General features: G+C 27.0%; 11 protein-coding genes. 3 read left to right on the top strand and 8 right to left on the bottom strand.

Going from position 1 to position 12,314, the window contains the following annotated elements:
- Positions 1–40: 40 nt before the first annotated feature.
- From NG918_RS02600 to tsaD, 4 genes are all read right to left on the bottom strand, one after another.
- Entirely contained in the window at positions 41–457 is a 417-nt protein-coding gene (locus NG918_RS02600) for a carboxypeptidase-like regulatory domain-containing protein (protein ID WP_252216243.1), read from the bottom strand.
- 162 nt (positions 458–619) lie between these two features.
- Complete coding sequence (locus NG918_RS02595) at positions 620–1,807, bottom strand: S1C family serine protease (protein ID WP_252224373.1); 1,188 nt, start codon at positions 1,805–1,807, stop codon at positions 620–622.
- A gap of 161 nt (positions 1,808–1,968) precedes the next feature.
- Positions 1,969–2,973: an alpha/beta fold hydrolase gene (locus tag NG918_RS02590; protein WP_252216237.1), complete on the bottom strand. Its 1,005-nt coding sequence runs from the start codon at positions 2,971–2,973 to the stop codon at positions 1,969–1,971.
- A gap of 2 nt (positions 2,974–2,975) precedes the next feature.
- The gene (gene tsaD, locus NG918_RS02585; RefSeq protein ID WP_252216234.1) at positions 2,976–3,995 is read right to left on the bottom strand and encodes a tRNA (adenosine(37)-N6)-threonylcarbamoyltransferase complex transferase subunit TsaD; all 1,020 of its coding nucleotides are present in this window, start codon (positions 3,993–3,995) and stop codon (positions 2,976–2,978) included.
- A 320-nt stretch (positions 3,996–4,315) separates the two neighbouring features.
- Between tsaD and NG918_RS02580 the strand changes: the two genes are divergently transcribed.
- Complete coding sequence (locus NG918_RS02580; protein ID WP_252216229.1) at positions 4,316–4,933, top strand: RusA family crossover junction endodeoxyribonuclease; 618 nt, start codon at positions 4,316–4,318, stop codon at positions 4,931–4,933.
- 15 nt (positions 4,934–4,948) lie between these two features.
- Entirely contained in the window at positions 4,949–5,512 is a 564-nt protein-coding gene (locus NG918_RS02575; RefSeq protein WP_252216226.1) for a GDSL-type esterase/lipase family protein, read from the top strand.
- Here the strand turns inward: NG918_RS02575 and NG918_RS02570 are convergent.
- Together NG918_RS02570 and yedF are read right to left on the bottom strand one after the other, a co-directional pair.
- Positions 5,509–6,465, bottom strand: coding sequence for an NAD(P)/FAD-dependent oxidoreductase (locus NG918_RS02570; protein ID WP_252216223.1), 957 nt, complete (start codon positions 6,463–6,465; stop codon positions 5,509–5,511). The genes NG918_RS02575 and NG918_RS02570 overlap by 4 nt on opposite strands.
- Before the next feature lie 30 nt (positions 6,466–6,495).
- Positions 6,496–7,074: a sulfurtransferase-like selenium metabolism protein YedF gene (yedF, locus tag NG918_RS02565; protein WP_252216221.1), complete on the bottom strand. Its 579-nt coding sequence runs from the start codon at positions 7,072–7,074 to the stop codon at positions 6,496–6,498.
- Between the two features lie 183 nt (positions 7,075–7,257).
- On the opposite strand from yedF, the gene NG918_RS02560 reads away from it, so the two are divergent.
- A complete protein-coding gene (locus NG918_RS02560) occupies positions 7,258–9,108 on the top strand; it encodes an LTA synthase family protein (RefSeq protein WP_252216219.1) in 1,851 nt (616 codons plus the stop codon).
- A 204-nt stretch (positions 9,109–9,312) separates the two neighbouring features.
- Here the strand turns inward: NG918_RS02560 and NG918_RS02555 are convergent, their stop codons facing one another.
- Together NG918_RS02555 and NG918_RS02550 are read right to left on the bottom strand one after the other, a co-directional pair.
- Complete coding sequence (locus NG918_RS02555; RefSeq protein WP_252216218.1) at positions 9,313–10,656, bottom strand: TldD/PmbA family protein; 1,344 nt, start codon at positions 10,654–10,656, stop codon at positions 9,313–9,315.
- A gap of 3 nt (positions 10,657–10,659) precedes the next feature.
- Complete coding sequence (locus NG918_RS02550) at positions 10,660–12,042, bottom strand: TldD/PmbA family protein (RefSeq protein WP_252216217.1); 1,383 nt, start codon at positions 12,040–12,042, stop codon at positions 10,660–10,662.
- Positions 12,043–12,314: the final 272 nt, after the last annotated feature.

Raw genomic sequence — 12,314 nt, 5'->3', positions numbered from 1 at the left:
TTAATTCTAAGTTAGTTTCTTAATTACAATTAGAAATTATCTATCTGCAATGATGACTATGATTGCTTCCACAGCCACTTGAATTATCTTCTGAATCATCACTTGTACCATTTACGCCTATACAAGATCCTTCATAACAATCAACATCTAGTGGAGCGTATCTAATTGAAACATTATCTTTGTATACTTTTAACATATATCTTTTACCTGGACATAAAGGTCCAAGTAAAAATTGACCGTATTTATCAGTAAAAGTGTGAGTTAATGGAACTGGGGTTTTTTGTCCACATCCAGTAACTTGTAATAATTTAACTACTGCATCAGCTACAGCAGCGCCATTTTCATCTATTACTGTTCCATAAATACAACTTCTTCTATCTTTTGATAATCTAATTACCGCATCAATCTGTTCATTTTCTCTAGGACAAATAGAACATACACTTATTCTTCCGCTCATTATTTTTACCTCCAAAAGTTTATTTATGATAATAAAATATGACTAAAGCTTCCATTTTGTGAATATTTTATACAGTATTTATTTTTTTCTCTTATAAAATAAGTATATATATTAAAAAATGCCATGCTTAATTAAAAAATTAAACATAGCATTTGGAATAAACTAATTAGATTTTTCTTCTAATATAATTTCTAAATCAACATTTTTTCCGTCTCTTACAACCTGAATTTTAACTTTATCTCCTACTTCTTTTCCTGACTTTAATTCTTTTAATTCATTAAATTTTGTAATGTTTTTTCCATCAAATTTAGTTATTACATCTCCAACTTTTACTCCTGATTTTTCTGCTGGTGAAAATTCTTCAACACCTGCTACATATATTCCTTCTGGTAAATCATATCTTTTAGCAAGATTATTATCAATCTCTCTTACTTGTATTCCTAAATTTAATATAGGCTTAGATAATGAATCCATCTTTTCTTTTACTTCATTTATTGGAATTGCAAATCCCATACCTTCAACACTAGTTCCACTTAATTGAGTACCTATTTTCATTGAATTTATTCCTATAACTTGACCTTTAGAATTAACTAATGGTCCACCACTATTACCTGGGTTTATAGCTGCATCTGTTTGTATAAGATTAACACTAGTTCCACTTTCACTTGCTACATTTCTATTTACAGCACTTATAACACCTTGTGTAAGTGTTTGTGCAAACTCCTTTGAAAGAGGTGTTCCAATTGCTATAACTTGATCTCCAGGGAATAAAGCATCAGAATCTCCTAGTTCAGCAACTGCTGGAACCTTAGTTCCATCTTCGACTTTAATCATTGCAACATCTTTTGCTTCATCATAATTTACTACTGTTGCATTAACTTCTTTTCCATCACTTAACGTAACTTTTACCTCATTTGCACCTTTTATAACATGATTATTAGTTAATATATAACCATCCTCATTTATAATAAATCCAGATCCAATTCCCTCAACTTCTTGTGGAAAAAATCCAGAATTTGATAATCCTTTTGTAGATACAATTACAACTGCAGGTGCTACTTTATTAAATGCTTCCGTTGTAGAAAGTGTCCCTGAAGATGTTTCTTGAGTAAATATTGATGGGGAATAATTTTTATATTGTGCAGCAGAAATATTATCTTTAACTAATAAGTACGTTATTCCACTACCGAAAATTCCACCAACTAATGCAATTACTAATGAAGTTGCTACACTGGCAATTGTTTTTTTTCTTTTTTTCTTTTTTTTTTTTATATTATTGTCTATAAAACTCTCATCTGTATATTTAATTTCATTTTCATTTACATCTATAAAATTCTCTTTATTATCCATAATAAATTCCTCCTAAAATTTTTATATTTATCTTACACTCTTAGTATAAAGTTATTTTGTGTCAGAAAAATGTCAATATAAGAATATGGGACATTAATATATGTACTACATATTAATATCCCATATTTTTCATTTATTATTTAATAATCTTAATATTAGTTTTATGAATTAACTTTTTCTATTTTTTTTGCCTTTTTTATTATATTATTAACGCCATCCACAATACTTTGTTGATCATGTAATGCATATGGACTGCTCAATATTGAAGACTTATATACTGTTAATAAAGAATTCTCTATAACTTCATCTGATTCAGAAGTAATGTTATTGCTTATTATATATGTTGGTTTAATTTTTATTATGTTATCAATCTTTGTATTAATATCTTTTTTACATAAGTTTCCTATCTCATCATATATTGCCTTAGTATAATTTTTTTTATTTTTATGTATATTAATTTCTTCTTTTGCTCCATTAGGTAAATCTTCTATATCAATATTGCTTTTTATTAATCCTAATTTGTCACTTAACTCTGTAATATAAAAATAACTTCCTATAAATCTTAATTTAGATTTATAGTACTGCCACTTTATAGATTCTGAATATTCTTTACTGTTCACTAAATCATAAGATAATGGATTTATCAAGACAAGACCTGCTACTAGTTCTGGATATTTTTCTGTAAAATTCATAGAAATTAAACTTCCATATTCTTCACTAACAAATACATATGGTTCGCTAGCACCAGATTTTTTTAATAAATTTTTCAAATCTTCTGCTTGTTCCTCTGGTGTTCTTCGTTCACCAGAATCACTAAATCCATATCCTTTTCTGTTATATACAAATGTTTTAACATCAGCATCACGTTCTAGTTTTTTACAAACTTCATCCCATTGATATATGTTACTCCCAATTCCTCCATCAAAGACTATAGTATATGATCCTGTTCCCTTAATTTTATATTCTAATTTCTTAGTCTCTACTCTAACATATTTTAAACTTGCCTTTAATTTTTCATTTGCAATAAAATTGCTTATGGATTGCACTAAAAAGCCAGTTATAAGAAAAACAATTATGATAATTAATGCTCTTCTTAAAAAATCTAATAAATTAAATTTAGGTGATTTAATTCTTTGAAATCCATTCGAATGAGGCAATAAATTCATATTTAACGTTCTCCCAACTTCAAATTAGGCTTTGCATTTATATCAAAAGAAGAAACATAATTTTTTTCATAATTAAAATATGCTGCACTTCCTATCATAGCTGCATTATCTGTGCATAATACTGGCTCTGGAAATAAAATTTCAATATTTTTTAATGCACCCTCTTTTTTTAGAGTTTCCCTTAAACAAGAATTAGATGCAACACCACCTGCTATAGCTATTTTATTAACATTTTTTTTCTTACAAGTTAAAAATACATTATCTTTTAAAACATCTATAACGGCTTTTTGAAATGAAGCAGCTACATCAGCATTGTTAACTTCAATCCCCTTCATCTTAGCTTTATTCAAATAATTTAATACAGCAGATTTTACTCCACTAAACGAAAAATCTAATGTGTCTTCATGGAACTTAGCTCTTGGGAAAGAAATAGCATTAGGATCTCCTTCTTTTGCTAATTTATCAATTTTAGGACCTCCTGGATATCCAAGTCCTAAAGATCTTGCTACCTTATCGTATGCTTCTCCTACTGCATCATCTCTAGTTTTTCCTATAACTTCAAAATCACAAAAATCATTAACAGAAACTATAAAAGTATGTCCTCCTGATACAACTAAAGATATAAATGGTGGCTCTAAGTCCTTATATTGTATGAAGTTTGCACACATATGACCTTCTATATGATTTACTCCAATTAATGGTTTTTTAGCTGCAAAAGCCAATCCTTTAGCATATTGAAGTCCAACTAAAAGTGCCCCTATTAAGCCTGGTCCATAAGTGACACCTATGGCATCAATATCATCTAAAGAAACACATGCATCCTCTAAAGCTTTTTTCACTACATAATCTACTATTTCAATATGCATTCTAGATGCAACCTCTGGTACCACTCCACCAAATTTTTTATGAGTATCTATTTGTGTAGATATAACGTTAGATAAAACTTCTCTTCCATTAACAACAACTGCTGCTGAAGTTTCATCACAACTTGATTCTATTGCTAAAATTAATTTTTTATCCATAATTAAATACCTCTTTTATTTAATTCAATTACTAAATCTATATTTATTAGTTATATTTTATAAGAGTGTGATATATACATAAGCAAAATAAACTGAGTAATTAAGCTAATATCAATTTTCTTATTGTATATATCAACACATACTTAAAACATATTCTATTATTAAAACATTATGTTCAAATACAGATTAACACAAATATTATACTGTATCTAACATATATTATCAATTTTTGATTATTGTATAAGTTACCATTATACTATATATTTTTATATAGTATAATTATATTTTAATGAAATTTATATAAATATTAAGGAGTTTTTATGACAACCTATGCTAAAGTAATTGTTAATGGTTCACCAATAACAAAATCAAATTTTAAATTACATAATACTAATGGACGTGCTATCTTACCTAGTAATTCTGGTAAATATCATGATAGATATGCTATATATGAGCAAGAAATTGCTCTTATTGCTAGAAGTCAAAATCCAGATATTATATTAGAAGAAAGTTTAATAGCTATACTAAAAGTTTATTATAAAAGTGAAAAACGTCATCCAGACACAATAAATATAACAAAAAGTATATTTGATGGAATAGAAAAAAGTGGTCTTATCATAAATGATGCTCAGATTACTAGAATAATCGTCGAGGAATATTATGATAAAGAAAATCCTCGCTTTGAATTAGAACTATTTGCCGAAAGTGAATATGAAATTAATTATTCCATAAATAAAAAATCAGTTTTAGGTAATCCTAAATTATACTCTCCAATAAAGAAAAACGTATTAAATCCAAATACTAACAAGAATAAAGATATAGAAACTAACAAAAATTTTTGTACAATTTGTAATACTATACTAAAAACAAATGATTACATAAAAGCAGATGGTGGAAAAACACTGATATGTAAAAAATGTTTCAATAAATTATTTTAAAGGTGGGTTTGTTTTATGAATAAACATATAGATATAATATTTTTAGGTGATAGTTTAACTTTTGGATATGGTATTCCTAAAAAAGATTCCTGGGTTTATAAAATTCAAAACAGCCTAAACTTAACCTCACTAAACAAGGGCTGTAATGGTGATACAAGTACAGGAATGCTTACTAGATATTATGAAGATGTAATAAAATATACTCCTAATAAAATATTTATTATGTGTGGTAGTAATGATTTGCTTTTAGGAAGAACTGTAAAATCAATAATTGAAAATATAGAATTAATGATACAAGAAGCTTTAGAAATCAACTCTAATGTTATCATAGGCATTCCACCTTCAATCATAGGAAATATGGCAAATGAATTATTTTCATATTCACCTTTTTATAGCTATGCAGAAAAAAATTTAATTAATTTAAAAGAGGAAATAATTAATTTAACTATTAACTATAACCTCTCTTTTATAGATTTCTATTCAATTACTTTAAATAATAGTGATATATATTTAGATGGAATACATCTTAATTCTTTAGGAAATGACCTTATGTATAAAAATGCTATTTGCTATTTCTAATTTATTTTTTTAATATATTCTGCTGATTTTATTCCACAATTAATACCATCTGTTTCTTCCATTATAAGAGCTAGCTTTCCATAAATTAAATTACCACAAGCAAAAATTCCTTCTTTAGAAGTCTCAAACTCTTTTGTTTCTGGAACAAATGTACTTTTATTAATATCTATTTTTAAATTTTGAGCAAGTTTATTTTCTGGTCTAAATCCAACTGATAAAATTAAAGAATCACATTCTATTTTAGAAGTTACATCTTCTTTTAAATTTAGTACTTTAATTTTATTTATTCTTTTATTACCGTAAATTTCTACAACTCTAGAATTTTCTATAATTTCTATGGAAAATCCATCTATTAAGTTTTCAATTTCTTCATCTATTAATTCTTTGATTTCATCTTCAATTATTATTGCTTCTACACTGCCACCTTCAATTAAAATACGTCTAGCTACTAAAAATCCCCATTTATTTTTAGCAATTATCACTGTTTTCTTGCCTGGAAGATACCCTTCTAAATTAATTAATCTATGTGCAGATCCTAAAGTAAATATTCCTGTTAATCCATGAGTTGGAACCATAACACTTCCTGTATATACTTCTCTTGATCCAGTTGCTAGTATTATTGCTTTTGCATATACTTCTTTACTTCCTTCTATTGAATTAACATAAGTTATTTTTTTATCATCTACTATGTCTATAACATTTGTGTTAAGCTTAATATCTATATTAAATTTTTTTAATTTTTCTTCAATAAAATATACATATTCAGGTCCAGTTACTTTTTCTCCTAAGAGTTTTTCACCAAATGCATTATGAATACATTGATTTAATATTCCTCCTAAGCTATGTTCTCTCTCAAATATTAATATATTTTTTATTCCATTTCTCGCTGCACCTAAAGCAGCAGTCATACCAGCTATTCCTCCACCAATTACAATTAAGTCATATTCTAACATTATATTTCCTCCAAATATACAAATCACATATTATAATTTTACTAAGTTATTAGATTCATTTATTATATCTACTATATCAATCATATCGATAATTTCCGAAAAATTATTAGATATATTTAACTTATAATACTCTAAAGATTTATCATGTACAAATACACTTACACCTTCTTGATATAATAATTTTATATTTTCTAACCATCCAGTATTCTCTGGTAATTCTTCAAACACTTTTACACCTTCATTTAAAAATATAATATTTTTAGGAAGTTTTATAGCATCACTTAATGCATTTAAATAATCATTTAATAGAATTTTTCCTAATTTAGAATCTCCTGTTCCAAACTTATCTGATGTTATTAAAACTGAAAATACAGTTTCATCTATTGCCTCTAAACATCCTCTTTTTTCTATAAATACCTGAACATTTTCATCATTTTCTTCTACATCTACATGATATCCTAAATTCATAGCAAAATTAACTATATTAGAATTATCAGATTGTTTTTCTATAATAACTATTGCTTCACCTTCTCCTATAGAATTGAAATATTTTTTTACCATTCTTATAGTTTTAGGAAAAGACAAACCTCTGCAATCTATTTCTTTCATAAAATTTCTCCCCCTTAGTTTATATTAAGTATAAAATTAAGATAAGATAATTATATCATGTTTAATTTTATATGGGTTGTTTGATTTATGTATTTATGTATAATATAAGATGTTAACTCTTTGATAATAATTATTGTATTAATTTTATCATTTTTTTATTAATTCGTAGATTGAGGTGAATTTATGCATTCTTACAAAAATAAAATTATTAATGTACTTAATAAAAATACACTAAACCAATTAATATTATTTTTATTTCCATTAGTTGCTATAGTACTTAAATGTATATTCTTTCAAGGATTCATTACAGGAATCAATCCTTATAGTTTTGATTATAATGTTGGTTATGAATATGCTAGACCATTCTTAAATTATTATCTAGCTTTCGTCTTAATATTCATAAGTTTTTCACTTTTATTTAAAGGAAAAGCAAGGATAGTATATATTTTCATAATAAACATTTTATTAACTGCAGTTATTGTCTTAGATGTTTGTTATTTCAGAGGATTTTTAACAGTTCCTTCTGTTCTTATTGCTACTCAAACAGCAAATTTAGATAATTTATCTGGTGCAATATATTCTATGTTTAGTCATTTAGACTTTATCTTTATAATAGATTTATTTGTACTAGGAATTTATGTTTACTTTACTAGAAAATATGTATCTGAAATAAATAAAAGAGCAATTAAAACTTTCCTTGTAACTTTTATTATGCCAATATTATTTATAGCTTATGTTCCTTTTAATATACATATTCTAAATAATAAAGATGTTAAGGACGCTTATTTATATGATAATTACGATCCAACAAATACAGCTAGATATTTTTCACCAATAGGATATCATGTATTTGACTTATATACTGTTTATCGTGATTCAAAACCATATAAATTCACAGCTGAAGATGAAAATAATTTAAATAAATTATTTGAAATGAAAAATGAAAACTTACCTAACAATGATTATTTTGGTATATCTAAAGGTAAAAATTTAATTTACATTCAAGTTGAATCTTTAGAAAGCTTTGTTATAAACAAAAGTATTAATGGAAAAGAAATTACCCCTGTATTGAACAAATTAACATCTGATGGTTTCTATTTCCCTAATGTATTTGAACAAGTTAATGAAGGTACAAGCTCTGATAGTGACTTAATGGTTAATACATCTATGCTTCCATTAAGAAGAGGAAGTACTTTCTTTAGATATCCAAATGCTACTTACAACTCTTTACCTAATATATTAGAAGAAGAGGGATATAGTAATATTGCTATACATCCTGATAAAGGATCATTTTGGAATTATTCTGCTGGACTTAAAGGAATAGGATTTGATAAGTTTAATGATTACTATTCATTCAATGCAGATGAAACAATTGGAATGGGAATAAGTGATGGAAGCTACTTTAAGCAAGTTGTTCCAATGTTAAAAGAACAATCTAATCCATTTTATGGTCTAACAGTAACATTAACAAGTCACGGCCCATTTGATATACCAAAAGATTATAGAGAATTAGGACTTGATCCTGAATTAGATGCTAGTGAATTAGGTGGATATTTTGAAAGTTTACACTATACAGATGCTCAAATAGGTAACTTCTTAAAATTACTAGATAGTGAAGGATTATTAGAAAATAGTGTAATAGCTATTATGGGCGATCACACAGGAGTTCATAAATATTATAATAATGGAATTGAAAAGTTATCTAATAAAGAAGATTGGTATTTAGATACTGGTAATCCTGTAGTTCCTCTTGTAATTTATGATACTTCTATAAAAACAGGTAAAACTTTTGATTTATATGGTGGACAAATTGATGTTATGCCAACTTTACTTTATATGCTTGGCATCGATAAAGAAAAATATCAAGACACTGCTTTAGGAAGAAATCTGCTAAATACAAATAAATCATTTTCAATCTTAACAGATGGTACAATAAAAGATCAAAACACCCTTTCTGATGAAGACAAAGAAACATACAAAAAAATATTAGATTTATCAGATAAAATGATAAGGGCAAATTACTTTAAAAAATAATACTCTATATAATTAGGCTATCTTTTTGACACCTATTCAAAACATAGCTAAATAAAAAATAGAAGGACTACAAAATTAGTCCTTCTATTTTTTATGTCTATTCAATAAATCTACTATATTATTAATATCTTTTTAAATAAATGTTAATATTTTAGTATAATTGCATAGTGGCATTGGAATTTACTTTATAAGACAATATATTATTTATTTTCCTGCTATTGATAATTCCTTTATAACAACGCATGGTGAACCTACGCTACTCATAGGGAATTTTAAATCACTTCCTATTTCCTCTACATCTTTAATTAGTGTAAAGAAGTTTCCTGCTACTGTAATTTGTTCTATTGGGAATGTCTTCTTTCCATTTTCAATCATAAATCCCTTAGATGCTAAAGAAAAATCTCCAGTAACGGAGTTAGCACCAGAATGAAGGCCCGCAAATTCAGTTATTATTACTCCGTTATTAACCTCTTTACATATGTCTTCAAAGTTTTTCTTTCCTGGTTTTATATAAAAATTTGTTGGACTAATCCCTACTATTGATGCATAAGATGATTTAAATCCATTACCTGTAGATTTAACATTAGCCTTATGTGCTGTCTTTAAATTATATAATAATGTATTTAGTTTCCCATTAGTTATAACTTCTTTTTTATAAGTTGCAACACCTTCATCATCAAATGCCGTTGTTCCAAGTCCATCTTCAAGATGAGGATCATCTATTAACGTTACTTTATCTGAAGCTATAATTTCTCCTTCTTTACCTTTTAATAAAGATAGTCCTTTTTGTGCTTGTTCAGCATTAAAAATTCCTGAAAAAGTTCCAAGTAATGATACCATAGCTTCATTATTTATAACCACTTTATATTTTCCTGATTCTATGCTTCTTCCACCAATTCTTGAAAGAGCCTCTTCTAGTCCATCTTTAGCTAATTTTTCTGGATTAATATCAGATTCTCCCTTTGCAATAACATATCCCATGCCATCATATTTTTCATTATTATCTTCAATTATTGGAACTACGTAAGCTGTTAAGTGATTTCTTGAAGTTGATAAATCCAAACCCTTTGAATTTAATATTCCATAACTAGATTTTCCATATCCTATTCCGCAGCCACCAAAATTAACGACTTTATCACATTGCTTTTTACATTCACTTTCCATTTCTAAAGCTAATTTTATAAGCTTATCAGGTTTTATATTATCCAATTCATCCTTATAACAATTGATTTCATTATACTGACTATCACCGTCATATATAAATTGAGTATCATCATTTTCTATAACTAAAGCTGCACTTTTAGCATTTTCTATAAGAGTATCTATAGAATTTTCATCTAATATCTCTGTATATGAATATCCCATTTTATCATTTATTTTTCCTCTAAATGATAATCCAAATGAATTGTTTAATTTATATTTTTCAACGTCTCCATCATAAATATTTATACTTAAACTTTCTGCATCAGAATAATATATTTCACATTCATCAAATCCTGATTTTTTAGCTTTACTCATTAATTTCTCTTTAAACAAATTAAATTCCATGTACTATCTACCCCCAACTGTCATTTTCTTAACTCTAATCATAGGTTGACCTACATTAGTTGGAATACTTCCTGAAGAAGAACCACACATTCCTTGAGCTAATTCTAAATTATTACCCACCATATCAATGTCCATAAGAACTTCGCTACCTTTTCCAATAAGACTTGCACCCCTTACTGGTTCCTTAATAACACCATTCTTAACTAAATATCCTTCTTGTACAGCAAAGTTAAATTCTCCAGTTACAGGATTAACTGAGCCTCCGCCTAACTTCTTAGCATATAAACCATCTGAAATTGATTTAATTATCTCCTCTGGGTTATCTGTCCCATTTGCTATATACGTGTTAGTCATTCTTGAAGTCGGTTGATATTTATAACTCTGTCTTCTAGAACTACCAGTTGGTTTCATATTCATTCTTCTACCATTTAATTTATCAATCATATATCCTTTTAATATACCATTTTCAATTAAAATATTTTTTTGAGTTTTATTACCTTCATCATCTATATTAAGTGATCCCCAAGCATTAGGTATTGTACCATCATCTATAGCTGTTACTTTAGTTGATGCTATTTGCTGTCCTAATTTATTAGCAAAAACAGAATTACCTTTAGCAACAGAACTCGCTTCTAATGCATGACCACATGCCTCATGGAATATTACTCCACCAAATCCATTATCTATTGCAACAGCCATATTACCTGCTGGACAATTTTTTGCATGAAGCATTGTATGAGCTATTCTTGCTGCTTCTTTTCCATGATATTCAGGATCTATATTTTCAAACATTTCAATTCCCATATGTCTTCCTGGCCCCTCAAATCCTGTTTGATTCTCTGATCCTTTAGATGCTATAGCATTTATTCCAAGTCGTGTTCTTATTCTTTTGTCTTCTATATATAATCCGTCACTATTAGCGATTAAAATATTTTGTTCCTTATCACCATAGCTTGTTATAACCTGTGAAATTTCACTATTATAATTTTTAGCACTATTATAAGCTAACTTTAAAATATCTATTTTTTTATTATAATTTACATCCTTAGGATAAAACATTATTGGATGTATTGTTTGTATCTTTTTCTCATTTATTATAATATTCTTTTCCTTTTCATTTGCATTCCCTAAAGCTAATGCTGCTCTATAAGCTGTTTCTAATAAAGAATCTAAACTATTATTATTTGTATATGCATATACGCTCTTTAATCCTTTAAAAATTCTAATTCCAATACCATAGTTTCTTCCACCTATAGCATCCTCTACTTTTCCATCTATTAATGATATGGAATTATTTACAGAATCATCTTCAAAAATTTCTGCAAAATCCCCCCCAGTTACTAAGCATCTTGCTAATACCTGTGATACAATGCTTTTTGTTAACATATAAATCCTCCCTCATATTTTCAATCTTTTATATAATAAAACTTCTTATTACAATACAATTACTATAATAATTTAAACTATACTACTCTTATATTCTCATATTATTTACTATAATACTATGCCATATTATAGTAAGTCTATCTTAATTTTAAATTTTACTTTAATAGTTTTTATATATAATTTATATATTATCTCATTTTAGCATTCCTAAGTTCAATTACTTGGCTCACTTTGCTTATTCATATATCAACACTCTGCTAAAACAGAGCCTT

This window comes from Clostridium sp. ZBS2, assembly GCF_023845855.1.
GTDB lineage: Bacteria > Bacillota > Clostridia > Clostridiales > Clostridiaceae > Clostridium > Clostridium aquiflavi.
Note: the sequence above shows the minus strand (reverse complement) of the source record. Positions and strands in the feature narration are given on the sequence as shown.

Excerpts from the sequence above, each read along its gene's own strand:
- NG918_RS02590 (WP_252216237.1), bottom strand. The coding sequence starts at position 2,973 with ATGAATTTATTGCCTCATTCGAATGGATTTCAAAGAATTAAATCACCT.
- NG918_RS02580 (WP_252216229.1), top strand. The coding sequence starts at position 4,316 with ATGACAACCTATGCTAAAGTAATTGTTAATGGTTCACCAATAACAAAA.
- NG918_RS02570 (WP_252216223.1), bottom strand. The coding sequence starts at position 6,465 with ATGTTAGAATATGACTTAATTGTAATTGGTGGAGGAATAGCTGGTATG.
- NG918_RS02555 (WP_252216218.1), bottom strand. The coding sequence starts at position 10,656 with ATGGAATTTAATTTGTTTAAAGAGAAATTAATGAGTAAAGCTAAAAAA.
- NG918_RS02550 (WP_252216217.1), bottom strand. The coding sequence starts at position 12,042 with ATGTTAACAAAAAGCATTGTATCACAGGTATTAGCAAGATGCTTAGTA.
- NG918_RS02600 (WP_252216243.1), bottom strand. The coding sequence starts at position 457 with ATGAGCGGAAGAATAAGTGTATGTTCTATTTGTCCTAGAGAAAATGAA.
- yedF (WP_252216221.1), bottom strand. The coding sequence starts at position 7,074 with ATGAAAGAAATAGATTGCAGAGGTTTGTCTTTTCCTAAAACTATAAGA.
- tsaD (WP_252216234.1), bottom strand. The coding sequence starts at position 3,995 with ATGGATAAAAAATTAATTTTAGCAATAGAATCAAGTTGTGATGAAACT.
- NG918_RS02575 (WP_252216226.1), top strand. The coding sequence starts at position 4,949 with ATGAATAAACATATAGATATAATATTTTTAGGTGATAGTTTAACTTTT.
- NG918_RS02560 (WP_252216219.1), top strand. The coding sequence starts at position 7,258 with ATGCATTCTTACAAAAATAAAATTATTAATGTACTTAATAAAAATACA.
- NG918_RS02595 (WP_252224373.1), bottom strand. The coding sequence starts at position 1,807 with ATGGATAATAAAGAGAATTTTATAGATGTAAATGAAAATGAAATTAAA.